Annotated in this window: 12 protein-coding genes; 10 read left to right on the plus strand and 2 right to left on the minus strand. The window is 59.1% G+C overall.

Annotation, left to right across the window (positions count from 1 at the left end):
- Window positions 1-8 precede the first annotated feature (8 nt).
- The 8 genes from X771_RS140780 (at window position 9) to X771_RS140745 (ending at window position 9,797) form a co-directional block, all read left to right on the plus strand.
- Window positions 9-1,160 (plus strand): DegT/DnrJ/EryC1/StrS aminotransferase family protein, encoded by a 1,152-nt coding sequence (locus X771_RS140780; protein WP_023689783.1) that lies wholly within the window; start codon window positions 9-11, stop codon window positions 1,158-1,160.
- Window positions 1,157-1,831: a sugar transferase gene (locus tag X771_RS140775; protein WP_023681043.1), complete on the plus strand. Its 675-nt coding sequence runs from the start codon at window positions 1,157-1,159 to the stop codon at window positions 1,829-1,831. The genes X771_RS140780 and X771_RS140775 overlap by 4 nt, the downstream gene beginning before the upstream one ends.
- Before the next feature lie 44 nt (window positions 1,832-1,875).
- A complete protein-coding gene (locus tag X771_RS140770; RefSeq protein ID WP_023681044.1) occupies window positions 1,876-2,880 on the plus strand; it encodes an SDR family NAD(P)-dependent oxidoreductase in 1,005 nt (334 codons plus the stop codon).
- Complete coding sequence (locus X771_RS140765) at window positions 2,877-4,154, plus strand: hypothetical protein (protein WP_023689784.1); 1,278 nt, start codon at window positions 2,877-2,879, stop codon at window positions 4,152-4,154. The genes X771_RS140770 and X771_RS140765 overlap by 4 nt, the downstream gene beginning before the upstream one ends.
- A complete protein-coding gene (locus X771_RS140760) occupies window positions 4,141-5,400 on the plus strand; it encodes a polysaccharide biosynthesis/export family protein (protein WP_023689785.1) in 1,260 nt (419 codons plus the stop codon). Before X771_RS140765 ends, X771_RS140760 begins: the two co-directional genes overlap by 14 nt.
- Window positions 5,401-5,471: 71 nt before the next feature.
- Window positions 5,472-6,386 (plus strand): class I SAM-dependent methyltransferase, encoded by a 915-nt coding sequence (locus X771_RS140755; protein ID WP_023714702.1) that lies wholly within the window; start codon window positions 5,472-5,474, stop codon window positions 6,384-6,386.
- A gap of 334 nt (window positions 6,387-6,720) precedes the next feature.
- Window positions 6,721-8,433, plus strand: a complete 1,713-nt coding sequence (locus tag X771_RS140750) for a type I secretion system permease/ATPase (protein WP_023689787.1) — start codon at window positions 6,721-6,723, stop codon at window positions 8,431-8,433.
- A 26-nt stretch (window positions 8,434-8,459) separates the two neighbouring features.
- Entirely contained in the window at window positions 8,460-9,797 is a 1,338-nt protein-coding gene (locus X771_RS140745; RefSeq protein ID WP_023689788.1) for an HlyD family type I secretion periplasmic adaptor subunit, read from the plus strand.
- A gap of 290 nt (window positions 9,798-10,087) precedes the next feature.
- On the opposite strand, the gene X771_RS140740 is transcribed toward X771_RS140745, so the two are convergent.
- Both X771_RS140740 and X771_RS140735 read right to left on the minus strand, forming a co-directional pair.
- Entirely contained in the window at window positions 10,088-11,518 is a 1,431-nt protein-coding gene (locus X771_RS140740; RefSeq protein WP_023689789.1) for a hypothetical protein, read from the minus strand.
- Between the two features lie 2,083 nt (window positions 11,519-13,601).
- A complete protein-coding gene (locus X771_RS140735; RefSeq protein ID WP_023670913.1) occupies window positions 13,602-14,114 on the minus strand; it encodes a response regulator in 513 nt (170 codons plus the stop codon).
- Between the two features lie 53 nt (window positions 14,115-14,167).
- Between X771_RS140735 and X771_RS01000000165410 the strand changes: the two genes are divergently transcribed.
- Both X771_RS01000000165410 and X771_RS140730 read left to right on the plus strand, forming a co-directional pair.
- Window positions 14,168-14,590 carry a hypothetical protein gene (locus tag X771_RS01000000165410; RefSeq protein WP_245262756.1) on the plus strand — a complete coding sequence of 141 codons (423 nt, stop codon included), beginning with the start codon at window positions 14,168-14,170 and terminating at the stop codon, window positions 14,588-14,590.
- Complete coding sequence (locus tag X771_RS140730; protein WP_023670915.1) at window positions 14,577-14,810, plus strand: hypothetical protein; 234 nt, start codon at window positions 14,577-14,579, stop codon at window positions 14,808-14,810. Before X771_RS01000000165410 ends, X771_RS140730 begins: the two co-directional genes overlap by 14 nt.
- Window positions 14,811-14,978: the final 168 nt, after the last annotated feature.

The raw sequence follows: 14,978 nt of genomic DNA on the forward strand, positions 1-14,978 counted from the left end.
AGGTCAAGATGCTCTTGGTGAGCGCCCCGATCCTAGGCGTGCCAGAGAAGGCAGCCCTGTCGCAGGTGATTGATAGCGGCTGGCTTACGATGGGGGACAGGGTACGAGAGTTCGAACAGGCCTTTGCCAGCATGCATGGCGCGCGAGATTGCGTCGCGGTTGGTTCCTGCACCGCAGCGCTCCATCTTCTCCTCCATGCTTTGGGCATCGGCCCTGGCGACGAAGTACTGGTTCCTTCGCTGACGTTCGTGGCGACGGCGAATGCGGTGCTGTATGTAGGGGCGACGCCGGTCTTCGTCGACATCGAGTCCGTCGACGTGCCGTTGATCTCGGTTGCGGAAGCCGAAGCGCGGTGCACGACGCGCACGAAAGCGGTCATTCTCGTTCACTTCGCCGGGTATCTCGCCGATCGGGAACAATGGCAGCGGTTCGCCCGGCTTCGCGGGCTGCATATCATCGAGGACGCTGCGCACGCGCCCGGGCTTAGGGAAGTCGGGACCTTCGGCGCCGCGGCCGCGTTCAGCTTCTATGGCAACAAGAACATGACAACGGCCGAAGGGGGCGCCGTGATTGCACGTGACCCCGATCTGCTCGACAGGGTTCGCCTGGCCCGCGGGCACGGAATGACCACGGGGACGCATCAGCGGCTGAACAGTCGTACGCCGCAATATGATGTCACGATGCTTGGGTTCAACTACCGAATGGACGAGATGCGAGCGGCAATAGGCCTGGTTCAGCTGCAGAACCTGCAAGAGTGGAACGAAATCAGGCGTATCATAGCTGTCTTGTACCGACGCCTGATCGCGGACCGTTGCCCAGCTATTGTCATTCCATTCAGCGAACCCCGGACGTCGGCTTACCACATCATGCCGATCGTCCTGCCGCGCTACGTGAGCCGGCAGGATGTCATCGACGAGTTGCGGACACAGGGCATACAAACCACCATCCACTACCCGCCGGTGCACCAAATGACGTTCTACCGCGAGCGCCTTCCCGGCGTGAGTTTGCCCCACACAGAGGATTTCGCTCAGCGAGAGCTCACAATTCCGCTGCACCCCCAGGTCACTTCCGCCGCCGCCGAATCAGTCGTGGCTGCCCTGGCAGCCGCGCTCAAAACAGGCGCGCTCAAAGCAGGCGCCCAAAGAGGAACTGCTGCATGAATGCGTTAGACCCTGCCTTTCACCGGATGTTCGTTCCAAATCCTGATCACGGCTTTGCGAGACGCGCAATCGATCTTGCGGTGGCGGGCATCGCTACCGTCGCATTGGCGCCATTGATGCTGCTGATCGCCGGAGCGCTTCTGCTCGAGGGCGGTGGCTCGATCTTGTTCGCTCAGACCCGCATCGGGGCCGGCGGCCGAACCTTCCGCATGTACAAATTTCGCAAATTCGGTGTGAACTGCGGCTCTCAAGGCCTTGCGCTGACGGTCGTGGGCGATACACGCATGACCACCGTTGGCCGCTTTCTCGCAGCGACGAAGCTGGACGAATTACCGCAGCTGTGGAATGTCCTCAAAGGCGAAATGGCGATAGTCGGTCCACGACCCGAGAGCCTAGCTTTCGCCGATTGTTTCCGGGGCGAGCTTAGGGCCGTGCTGCAATACAAGCCAGGCCTGCTGGGTCCAGCCCAGGTCGTTTTTCGGCACGAAGCACATTACTTCCCCCAATCCGTGGATCCGATCGTGTTCTACCGGGAGGTCATGTTCCCCGCCAAGGCAACACTGGACCTCTCATATTATCCGCGACGCACCATCGTCTCCGACCTCGCGTGGATGGTGCGGGGAGTGCTGGCAGTGGTCGGTTGGGTTCCGGTACCGCCGATCGACGTTTGAATATCCAAGGGAAGCGTTCCAAACAGCCAAGAGAATGCGCAGTGATGAGCTACAATGGAAAGAAAGTCCTGGTGACCGGCGCGGACGGATTCATCGGTTCGCATGTCACGGAGGCGCTTGTTCGCAACGGGGCAGATGTCACAGCCCTTGCCCTTTACAATTCCTTTGACAGCCATGGATGGCTAGACGATCTGCCGGACACCATCCGCAGCCAGTTGAGGCTCGTCCGTGGTGACGTCCGCGACAGTGCGTTCCTTAACCGGATCATGCGCGGCCAAGCCGCGGTTTTTCATCTGGCGGCGCTTATTGCGATTCCATACTCCTACGCCGCTGCCCAGTCCTATGTGGAAACCAACATCTTAGGCACGGTGAATGTCCTCGAAGCGGCGCGCCTATGGGAGACGGAGCGGGTGATCCATACCTCGACGAGCGAGGTCTATGGAACTGCCCAAACCATGCCGATCGGCGAAACACACCCCCTGCAGGGACAGTCACCATATTCGGCATCCAAAATCGGCGCCGACATGATGGCGGAGTCCTACGCCAGGTCGTTCGATGTCCCTGTGGTCATCATGCGACCCTTCAACACGTATGGCCCGCGCCAGAGTGAGCGCGCCATCGTGCCGACCATTATCCGGCAAGTCCTCGACCCGAAATGTCCTGCGATCATGGTCGGGGATACCAGCCCGATCCGCGACCTGACCTATGTCGAAGACACCGCGACAGCGTTCCTGACCGCAGGTCTCGCCCAGCTCGAGTTCGGCCACGCGTACAACGCTGGCAGCCAACGCGCTGCGACCGTCTCGGACGTATTGGCCATTGTTCTTGAGTTGACCGATTGCAAAAAGCCGGTCCGTCGTGATGAAAGCCGCCTGAGGCCGCAAAATTCCGAAGTTCGCGCCTTGCTCGCCGATTCCTCGCGCTTTGAACGTGAGACTGGATGGCGGACACAGACCAGCCTGCGCGATGGGCTGGAGCGAACAATCACGTGGTGGCGCGAGCGCCTTAGTGAAGGCCGGGTACGGCGCGAAGTGGGTTACATGACATGACCCTGGGCGGCCGTCATGCGTTGGCGCTGTTGCTGGCTGCCGGTGCCATATCTCCCAACATCTACGTTGCCGGCGGCCGTCAAAGCAAGGCAGCGGAGGCGGCGGCCACAGCGGTTGTGGACAACCTGCCGGGCTATGTGCACGAAACAAGGGATCCTTGGTCTGGCATGGTTTTCGCACGGATCACCAGACCGGGCGTTCTCGGCCGGGCAGGTGTATGCGGGAAGAAGTACTGCACCCACCGTTACTCAAGCGCACAGGCTTGGAATGCCGACCAGAGCCTGCTCCTGATCGCCAATGGTTGCGGTGGCCTGTGCTTTCTCGACGGACAAACCTACTTGCCTTTGTTCCACCGCAACCGCGCTACCGAATGCGAATGGCATCCCACCGATCCCGAGTTGATGATCTGCGTCGGGGGCCGGCAGATTGCGACATGGGCGCCACGTACCGATCATGAGGACGTCGTGTTTGCCTCCGCAGCGTACTCCAACCTCAAATTTGGACCCAACAAAGGCAATCCGAGCCGCGACGGCAGCCGGATTGCGGTGCGTGCAACGAACAATGACGGCAGAGCGGTGGTCTTTGGCTACGATCTAAAGCTACGGCAGAAATTCCCCGATATCGATCTTGCCGAATTCCCGGGAACAACCGGCTCCTGCTCGATCTCACCACTCGGAATCAACATATTGTGTTCCCAGCAATTACCGGACGGAATCGAAGCGAGTTTCGTCTTCTCCATAGACGGCATATTGCGCCAGAAGTGGATGGAGCACCATCGACCAGGCCATGGCGACATGACGGTCGATTCCGACGGAAGCGAAATCTATGTCGGGATCAGCAAATCGGATCCTGACAAATATCAGGTGATCAAGCGCCGCTTGGCTGATGGCAAGGCTACCTCGCTGATGAAATATGGCGAGGCCATGCATGCGTCACTCAGGTCGCTCGGCAGGCCCGGCTGGGTGTTTCTGAGTTATGGCGGCGCGCCAGCCGAACTATCGCAGCACCCGGATTGGGCGCCTTACGCTCAGCAAGTCATTGCGCTGCGTCTAGACGGCAGTGGAGAGGTCCGCCGTGTCGCAGACACGCACAACGCGCCCTTCGACTACTGGAGCGAGACGCATGCCTCTCCGTCTCCAGACGGCACCCAGGTGGTCTGGTCCAGCAACTGGGGCGTGCCCGGTGGCCCGGTATACGATTTCGTTACTCGTGTTGAATGGCCTTTGAAGCCGGTGTTCGACCGGAAGGAGATTGTCGCAAATGACCTTCAGTAGACGATACGTTCTTGGCGCAGTCGTGATGATGTCGCTAACCTCGATGGCTTGCGCAGGCGAGGTCGAGCCCTATCAACTCTCACCTGGCGATACGGTCGAGATAGGAATAGCGCCGATCCCTGATCGGACGCAGCGCGCCGTAGTCCAGATGGATGGCAATATCGCCCTTCCGGAGGCGGGGATGATCATGGTCGCAGGCCTGACGGCGTCTCAATTGCAAAGGCGAATGCAAGAGCTCTTGCCAAGCAAGATTTTTCACGTGCGTCTGACTGACGGGCGGGAGCAGACAGTTACTGTCGAGCCCGACGATGTCACAGCAATCATAGCGGACTATCGCCCGATCTATGTAACGGGCGATGTGCTCACCCCAGGACAACAGGCCTACCGTCCGCTCATGACTGTACGGCAGGCGCTGGCCGTTTCCGGCGGCTTCAGTCTTTTGCGATCACGGGCAGGCCAGGCCGGGCCTGATCCGGTTGATCTCAAGCGCGATTACGAAATGCTCTGGGGAGATTACACGAAAGAATACCTTCACGCTGCCCGCATTCGCGCCGAGCTTCAGGGCCAGGCGGATTTCGACAAGAAGACACCACAGGGATCACCTCTTTCGCCGAGCGTTGTAGCCGCGATGGCACAGGCTGAAGCAGAGGCGCTGAAGGTTGCGCTGAGCGATTTCCGGCAGGAACAGGATTTTCTGGAGAAGGGCCGGACGGACGCTGCCGAGCAGATTGACGTTTTGCAGAAACGCGAACGAGTAGAGGGCGAGAGCGTGAAGGCGGATGAGCAAGATTTGGCGCGAGTGACGAAGGCATTCGATGCAGGCAATCTGACCAACACCCGGCTCGCGGATGTCAGGCGCGCGTTGCTTCTGTCTTCAAGCGGCGCGCTTCAAACCTCGGTCGAGCTGATGAGGGCGCGGCGCCAGCAGGAGGACTTTGTCAGACAGCACGAACGCAACGACAATCAAAGGAGGATTGGCTTGCTGACGGATCTGAAGGACACCAACGCCCGGCTGGCGGATGTCACCGCCAGGCTCCATGCCGCCAGCGAGAAGCTGCAGCCGACTGGAGCATCCACACAGCCATTGCCGATTGCCGGCGAAACGGTACGGGCCCAGGTGACCATCGTGCGCAAGATCGGCAATGAATGGCGCAAGCTGTTGGCTGACGAAGATGCCATTGTGCTGCCGGGGGATACTGTCGAAGCCAGATTCAGCAGTGAACTGCAAAGTGTGGCGGTCCAATAGGGCGTCAGCCGCAGTCCGTGCGGAGCTTACTGTTCTATCGGGGGGCGAACCCAACTGAACGGAGATCCAAGGTGAGGCGCATTTTCAACCAGGGAGCGACCCTGACACCCTCAACGAACGCGGATCAGATGACGCAGTCTGCAAGTTATGCTTCCCATATGCCGTCAGCGCGAATTGTGCGGTCCAGGTCGCGCGCCGGTGAGTCCGGAAATTGGCATGAATTTACGTCCAGCAAGGAGAGCAATGCGCAGGGCGGCTGGGTGTCGGACGGCTACAGGACCAGCCATTGCGCGCCCGGCTACGGCCTACATTACAACAAAACGCACAGTTCCGGCTATTATGGCGCGCTTTGGGGGAACATCGAAAAGCCCCTGATCCTCGACGTTCTTCGCCCCTTGAGCGGAGCGAGCCGAAACTGCCTCGATTTCGCATGCGGAACAGGTCGCATCGCCGAGGTAGCCGCCGGCCTCTTCAGCGAGGTGGTTGGCGCCGACGTTTCCAGAACTATGCTCGACAGCGCTCAAGTACCGCCCAATGTGAGTTTGCGTCACGTCGACGTTACAAGGGAGCAGTTGGGTATGACGTTCGATGTGGTAACCGCATTTCGTTTTTTCCTGAACGCAGAGGATGAACTGAAATGGCATGCACTGAAAGCGATCAATGAGCACCTGAAAGATGGCGGGCGGCTTGTGTGCAACGTTCACATGAATGCGACGTCGCCCGTCGGCCTGGCGTGCCGGCTGCTCAATCGAGTGTCTGGACGCACAATTCGCCACACGCTGAGCGCAGCGAGGTTCAAGGCCCTCCTGACTGCCTCGGGATTCACCGTCGAGCAGACGATACCGTACGGTTACCTGCCTCGGCCGGGAAACCTGTTGCCAGGGTTCTGTGAAATGATGATGCAGCCTGTCGAGAAGGCCTGCAGAAGGCTTTGCGTTCCTGGCCAGCTGGCGCAACACTTCCTGGTTGTTGCGAGGAAGCGCTAAATCCCGAGAAAGCCCCGAAAACGGCAGGCAGCGGTTTTCTTGGGGTGGCTCGCCCGGCATGAAACCCCGTCTAAATACGGTGGAACGGCAGTTTTCCCCCGATTTAATATGTGGGTTCCGGGTTTCTCGGGTCAGCGCCACGATTTTGCTACATTTTGACTAAAGTCCAATCATGTTAGTGGGGCGTAATATTAGAAGGCTAAGGGGATACGCTCCTGAACAGCAAGAGAATGTCCGTGCCCAGTGGGGCCAGTGAGCTTGCGCAACGATCTCTCACGGGAGGTCGAAACCCATGAACCCTGGTGGAAGGAGTTCGTCGGATCTGCGAGGCGCAATGCTTGGGACCGTGCCTGGCCTGGTAGGCGTCGGCGTCTTCTCGGCAGTCATAAACCTTCTCGCCCTGACCGGCTCGGTCTATATGCTGCAAATTTACGATCGCGTTTTACCTTCGCAGAGCGTTCCGACGCTTGTCGGGTTCACCATCGGAATGCTGGGTCTTTACGCTGTCTACGGGCTGCTGGATTTCGTGCGGCTGCGCCTGCTGGTTCGAGTGGGCAATCGTGTCCATAGGAATTTGAAGCAGAGGGTGTTCGGCCTCTCGCTGTCCTTGCCGCTCTTTGGCGGGCAGGATGCGAACCGGATACAGCCCCTCCGTGATCTCGATCAGCTACGCGGCTTCCTTTCCGGAATGGGGCCGACTGTCATCTTCGACGCGCCGTGGATTCCATTTTACCTGCTGATCATCTATTTCCTGCATCCCGCGCTCGGTGTGTTGTCCACAAGCGGTGCGATCATTGTCGTGCTGCTCACGGTCATGGCGGAAGTTCTTGGCCGCACATCGGTGACACGCGCGTCCGAGACGCTGGTGTCGCAGCGCAATCTCGCCGAATCCGGACGCCGCAACGCGGAGGTCGTACGCGCGATGGGCCTTTCCGCACGGCTTGCCCACCGCTGGGGCGAGATCAATAACGCATATCTGAGGCACCAAGAGAAGCTTTCCGACGTCGTCGGCGCCACCGGGGCACTCTCTAGGGCACTGCGTTTGGCCTTGCAGTCCTGCGTTCTCGGACTGGGTGCCTACCTGGTGATAGGAGGCGAAGCCTCGCCAGGCGTGATCATCGCATCCTCCATCTTGCTGGGCCGCTCATTGGCTCCTGTTGACGCCGCTATCGCGAACTGGCGAGGCTTCGCCGCGTTCCGGCAAAGCTATTCGCAACTGGCAACGGCCCTGGCCGCTTTTCCTGACCGGGATGAACATATGGAACTTCCGCGCCCCCAAGCGGAGCTTGCGGTCGAGGACCTGACTATAGCGCCACCGGGCCAGCAAAAACCGACGGTAGCCAATGTCAGCTTCCGCCTGGCTGCAGGGACGGGAATGGCCGTTGTCGGCCCGAGCGGTTCTGGCAAAAGCACGCTTGTGCGCGCGCTGGTGGGCGTCTGGCAGCCACTTCGCGGCACGGTGAGGCTGGACGACGCCTCGCTTGACCAATGGGACCAAGAACGTCTTGGCGCACATATTGGCTACCTGCCCCAGGACGTCGAACTGTTTGATGGAACGGTTGCCGATAACATTTCGCGATTTGGCGGGAAGGGCGACGCCAAGGGCGTGCTCGCAGCTGCCAAGGCAGCGGGCGTCGACAAAATGATCCTGCGATTGCCGAACGGTTTTCAAACTCGCATGGGCGAGGGAGGAACAGCGTTGTCGGCTGGACAGCGGCAACTCGTAGGGCTTGCCAGGGCACTTTACGGCGATCCGTTTCTTGTCGTTCTGGACGAGCCGAATTCAAATCTGGACGTCGATGGCGATACCGCCTTGGCCGGCGCGATCCTGGCAGTGCGCAGACGTGGAGGCATCGTCATCGTAGTTGCGCACCGTCCTTCTGCCCTTACCAACATCGACAGGGTACTCGTAATGTCCAATGGGATGCTTCACGCCTTCGGCTCACGCGAGGAGGTCCTGGCCAACGTCATCCGCCCCTTTGCTGCGCCGGTTGAACGCCCGGCAGCGGCCGTCGCGATGCACAAAGGGGTGAGCGGTCACGCATGAGGAATATTTTTTTGTCTGAGGCGACGATGGCTCCATCGGCCCCGATCGGCAATGGGAGCCGGCGCAACGCGATTTCGGGCACGCGCGATGGAATCGGGGCCAACCTGATCCTGGGTGCGGCGGTCACGGTTATGTTGCTTGCCGGCGGCGGGCTCTGGCTCGGTCTGACCAAGATTGCTGGCGCGGTAATTGCGCCGGCGACCGTGGTGGTCGAGAGCAACATAAAGAAGGTGCAGCATCTGACGGGCGGCACGATAGGTGGCATCTTCGCGCAAGACGGGGATCATGTACGGGCCGGCGATGTGATGGCACGGTTGGACGACACACTGACACGAGCCAATCTGCAGATAATTAGCAAGGATCTTGATCGGGCAACGGTTCGGCTTGTGCGGCTGGAGGCAGAGCGGCAAGGCCTGTCGGAGATGCAGCTTCCGTTCAGCCTTCAAGCGCGAATGGGCGAGCCGGAGCTGGCTGCGCTGGTGAACGGCGAGCGCACGCTGTTCGACAGCCGCGCTACGGCCCTCAACGGGCAGAAGGCACAATTGCAAAGCCGCTCAAAGCAACTCGAACGCCAAGTTGAGGGCCTCAAGGCGCAACAGACCGCGGAAGAACAATCCGTGGTCCTGCTGGATGGCGATCTTGTCGATGTACAGGCGCTTTTTACAAAGAAACTGGTGTCCAAAGAGCGACTTAGCAACATCAGACTGGATGCCACCCGGGCGCACGGAGAATCAGGGCGCCTCGCGGCGGCAGTTGCCGAGGCGCAGGCCCGGATCAGCGAGACCGAATTGCAGATTCTTCAGCTCGATGAACAAAGGCGTAGTGACGTAACGAGCGAACTTCGTGAAACGGAAGCCAAGCAAACCGAACTCAGCGAGCGCAAGGTTGTGGCACAGGACGAACTGGCCAAAACCACCATCCGCGCGCCGCAATCGGGAACCGTACAGGAATCTTCCATTCACACGATCGGCGGCGTGATTGCCGCGGGCGAGGTTCTCATGATGATTGTCCCTGACACCGGCAACCTTGTCGTCGACGCGCTGATTGCGCCGTCGCGCATAGATGACGTTCGTCCAGGTCAGCGGGTCTCGATCCGGTTTCCGGCTTTCGACGCCGGCACTACGCCTGCCTGCCAAGGGTCTGTCAAGCGCATCTCGGCGGACCTGATAAAAGATCAACAGCGCCAGCTTTCTTATTTCTCGGCGCGCATCAATGTCGAAGACAAGTCCACCTGTCTGACCGATGCCAAAGTGCTCAAACCCGGTATGCCAGCGGAGGTTCACATAAGTACGGACGAACACAGCGTCTGGTCTTATCTGCTGAAGCCGCTTACCGACCAGATGTCGAGGGCTTTCCGGCAATGACATGGCGGCTGTGGGCGGTCGACCGCGGGCACACTGCAGGCGTGCTTGCTGACATACTGGCTGGTAGGCGACGTGATGCCGGACAGGGGTGACGCCGGCGGACGACGCGCGAGCTCGTCTGGGGACATTGTCCCGGCTACAAGGCCCCAACAGGATTTTCCTGGCCGCCTCACCAAGTCCTGCTCCGACAACAGCGTTAGCGTCCTGTCATCTTTTGCGCAACAAAGAGCGCATACCGTTCCACGATCATCGACAGGGGCAATTGCCTCACGAGGAGAGGTTCTTTGCCCCTACGACGCGGCGAGGGCCCTCCGGCGGACACGGCGTGCGGCATGCACCGTTCGGTCTGCAGTCACCGCTACATTTGCCACGTCAGATGTATGCGGCAAGGCGTTCGCGCTTCCATGCGACCTCTTGTAGGGCAGCAATTCCCTGACCCGAGCATTGACCGAGGCAATTTCGACCCGCAAGTCCTCACATTCCTGCCGTCTCACATCGAGTTCAATCTGATCGGACGCCTGCTGCATGGACAGTTGCGCAAAATCTGCGGTGATCTTGGAAAGGTTCACCTTGTTGGTTTCGGCCTCCTCAGCGAGTGCGGCCAACCTTTCGTCAGTCACCTGTTTTTCCGCCAGGGCGTCGCTCCATTGTAGCTGGAGCCTGGCGATCTCGGCCGCGGCCTCGTTGTTTGCGATTGAGGCGAGTTCGAAGCGCGATTGGAGGCTTTGAACTTCTGAGCGCAATCCTCGGTTCTCAGCCTGGCAGCGTTGAAGCTCGCCATCCATGTCCGCCCGCATAATCCTGGCTGCTTCGGTCACCTCCCATAACTTGGCCTGCGCAACCTCGAGTGAGGTGTGCAATTTGATTGCCTCTTTTTCGCTCTTGCCGAGCGCACTCAGCATTTCGGAATTTCGCGCAGCTTCGTTGGCATGGATCGTCGAGAAGGCATCCAGCCTATGCCGTGCCTCTTCCTCCCGCTTCATGGCCTTTTCCAGGTCAATAGACAGGCTCACATTTTTTTCACGCAGCTGTTTGTTCTCTCGGGAGCGCCTGTCGGCCTCGACATTTGCGGCGGCAAGCATGTTCGTGAGGTCGCCAAATTCCGCTTCGTTCTTTGTGGTGGTGTTCGCCGCTTCGACCAGCTCCAGCCTTGCCGCGGCCAACGCGCCACGGAGCACTTCACACTCCTGAACAAGGCTTGCCTGGCGCTGCTGCAATGTCTCGATGGTGCCTTGACGCTCACAGTACCGTCTGTTCAGGTCATTGAGTCTTTCCGACAAGTTCCTTTGATCTGCGATCAGATTTTGATTCGCCAGCTCCAGTTCGTTCGCACGGAGAATGTCCGCGTGAAGGATGTGAAAAAACTCGAACGTCAGTTGACATGTGCCTGTAATTTCGGAGATTTTTGCGTTGATGTCCTCGAAATGGAGCTTGGCATCGTGGAACAAGCCGTTAAACGAGCTCACGGCAGCAATTCGGCTCTGCGTGTGTGAGGTCAGCCGATGCGCTGGTATCGGCGAGCTATCATCGTCGTCGCCGGCACCGCCCTCACTCCGTACGCTGTCATCCTGTTCGTTGTTGTCGCCTGCCATGTTTGGCACGTCGGCGACATCCTCCAAATCGAGGCACTGGTCGACAGCGTTAGCCAAGTCAGCTTCGAGATCGTCGAACGACCTCTCCACATTGTCCTCGGCGCGTCTGATCAAATCCCTGAACTTCATGACTTCATCCCCTGCAGCCGCATGCCCGGAACCATTGAGGCACGAGGACTGAGATGCTTTTGTATCGAGAGCTCAACTCAGCGTCTTCGTTCAATCAAACGATGCCAGGGCGCCGGCGCCGCGAGGAGCCGAGAGCTGCGATTGGAAGGCCCTACATCGGTCTAGGTGCCTGCTGACTTATTCTTGAGGACTGCGCGACTCCCCTTCTTGCCATCGTCTTGGCGTCGATGGTGTGTTGCCTGGGCACATTAACGCTCAGGTGCAGAAGCCCCGACGAACGGCCCGGCACAGCCTCTTGTGGGGCGCATCAGGCGGCCGGGCCTAACCGGCGGTTGAGTGTTTTGGTTTGCCGGCTGACTCACCATGCGACCTTGGCGAGGCAAGCGCATCATTCGAACGAATTGGGACCGACCGCCTGGCCGCCCAATCACACTAAGCTTCCGTTGCCGGAGCTGGCGACGAGGTGCTTTGCCTTGAGCCTTGGTATCTACATACGAAGCGGCAATACGCGCCGGTGGAGCAGTGGTCCGACCCGTCAAACTATCGCTGCAAAATGCGCGGCGGAAGGCATCCGAGGATATTCTCAGTGCAGCGGTAGGAGATCGAACGCGGGCGATCTTGCTGAATTCCCCAAACAATCCCGGCGGATATGAGTTCGGCAGGGACGATCTGGAACCATTGCCACATTTGCCGAGCGGCACAATCTATGGATCATCAGCGATGAGGTTTACCGCAGCACAGTGTTCGACGGCGAGTTCCCTCAATAGCATCCATTCCCGGAATGAGAGAGCGGACGATAATTGTGAACAGCCTGTCGAAGTCTCATGCAATGACCGGCTGGAGGCTAGGGTGGACGCTTGGGCCGGTCTCGGCATCAGGTCATTTAGAAAATCTTGCGCAATGCATGCTCTTCGGATCGCCGACCTTTATTCAAGATGCCGCAGCGGTGACTCTCGATGAGGCGGTGACGCAGAGATGCGTTTCTTTTCGGACGCCCTTCTGCCGTTGATGTTGACCATTGCTGTGCGGATGTTCGCCGGGATATGCGTGAACCTTATCGTCCGCTGCGGCGCTCAATTTGCTTGGGGTTCTTGGAACCGTTCCGAACTTTCTCCTTGCGCCTCCGATCGAGTTGCGCGTGCTCATGCGGGGCGCTGAGGTGTCTCGATCCGCAGTGGCGCGGCCATTATGCGACGAAGCCTATTAGCTTAGTTGAAATTTGTCCCCAGCGGACGGGAACGACGCTTGGCCATGTTAGTTGATGTGAATGGAGCAGCTAAGAAAAGATCTGGCATTGCTTACGCGACCCGGCTTCTGGATAGCTTTCGGCATTTTGTTGCTGCTTTACGGGATTCAGGTCTTTTTTCTAATTCGGGCATGCCAATGCCTTTAGCCTGGAACATCGATCCCCCTAGCTGGAACGCGGTCTGTCCATCTCCCGGCGGCTGCGCCGATAGCGTTGATCAACGATATAACATTTATAAGCCTGCTATTCCCGGGGATGCCGAGGTTGGCAGCGCCTGCATCGTTGAATACGCACGTGGCGCTCCCCTCAAGGTAGGTGGTTACCATTCTCGCGCTGCCGGTGAGCATTGGAGCCCGCACTGTGTTGGACGTGCGCTCTTGCGTCGGGAAATTTCTTATAGACAGGGGAGGGTCTGTCAGGCTGGAAAATCACAAGCTGCCCTGCGAATGAGGAAGCAAAAAAGGTGCAAGACCAGATCGATTTCTTCCAGGCAACTCGGTCCTCGCATCATCGCCGATCAGCGGCCGTGCCGTCGAGAACCAAAATGCGCACGATCTCAGCCGGTCGGCTCGACCAAAACATGCGGACTACCGGACGGGGACAGTCGGTGCCGCGTCCCGTCCTGTGGCCGGCGCTATGCTGACGCTCCTACGGTATCCCGTTCACCGCCCGCGGCAGGAGGGCGAATTTCCTCCGTCCTGCGCGCGACAACCGTCCACTGTTGCGGCCGCACGCAGGACTGCGGCTTATACGCCGTTCTTCCTTTGAGCGGCGTCCAGTTCGCAGGGCTAAATCACCATTGGTATGCAGACGAGCCTCTCGGCGTCTGGACAGAGATCAATTGCGCTTTGCACTAGGGTTCCTGGATCGTAAGCTCCAAACACGCTGCAGTCGCCTGATATGGTCCACTACGTTGGCCGGCTCATACGGCTTCGCAAGGTGCGGGCCTTCCTGACAAAGGTCGCCCGCCGCGATCGCAGTTCGTTCCACTGCGGCAGAAAGCACTATTTTGACCTCGGGCTTGTTCTCGCGAACCCACTTCGACAGTTGGAACCCGTTCATGTTGCCCGGCAGGTCAACGTCACACAAGACGGTGTCCACACCGAACTCCGCATAGTTCAACGCTTGTTGCGCCTCACGTGCGAAATGGGCCTCAATCACCCTGTAGCCACAGTGGCGGAGATAGTCCGCGATGACGCATCGGGCGATGACGTCGCCGTCAACCACGAGGATCGTTTGGCTCTGTTGGTTCGGGGCTTCCATTGACGGAGAACGGTCAGCAACCGGCAGGGTTCCACGCATCATGACCTGCGCGGGATGCCGACCGAAGATCGCGGCGAGATCCTGCACGAAATGATCCCTGCCGGCGGGCGCATTCAATTCAGCGGAGCGATGCCGCACTGGTGACGCCGTTTGCCACCTGGTCGACGAGACGGGCTAGAAGGCATGGTCTCGAAGCTCAAGGGCAGTCCATATCGCAGCGGCAAACGAGCGCTTGGCGCAAGATCAAGTGCTTTGAGGAAAAGGAAATGCAAATCATCGGTGCACAGCGCGAGCGCGGCAAAGCTATCCAGGTGATCATGGCTGAAAAGGGCCTCTACAAAGGCGGCGCACTCGTCAACTTCAATGCCGCTGAGCGGCAAGCGCTTTGGGATCGTGTCCAGGGCAAGGTTGGCGGCCCGGTCCCGAAGGGACATAAAAAGGAAAAGGCCGAGTGGCTGAAGCCCGGACTGGTTGGCTGGGTCGAGACCCTCAAAGGCGAAGAGAAGCTGCGGCACGCAAGGCTGCTGGATTTCCGGGAGGATGATGCAAATGGCCATGCCTAAGAAAGATCAGGAACGCGCCACCTACGCCTGGATGTACGGCGCCCAAGCGCGCAAGGATGGCAAGGAGCGTGAGGTGCCAGCTTACTGGCAGGAACATGCCGACGCGTGGCTGCAGGGCTTTGACGGTGTGGCGATGGACGGTTTTGGCAAGACCAAAACCGTCAACAACGAGATGGAGGCCGAGGTCGACGAAGCTGCCGTCGAGCGCCCCGACGAATAGCCATTTTGCCGTATGCCGTATGGTCGTTTTTAATTGGAGAAGGGTTTCGTTGGGCCTATAAAGATTGCGTTTACCATTGCCTTTTTAGGGAGAATGCGATGGTTGCAACGCCCATAGAAATCGCTCAAGCCGCTACTGCGACTACGGCCACCTTGCTGAAGTGGCAGA

It is taken from the genome of Mesorhizobium sp. LSJC269B00 (genome assembly GCF_000502815.1).
Classification (GTDB): Bacteria; Pseudomonadota; Alphaproteobacteria; order Rhizobiales; family Rhizobiaceae; genus Mesorhizobium.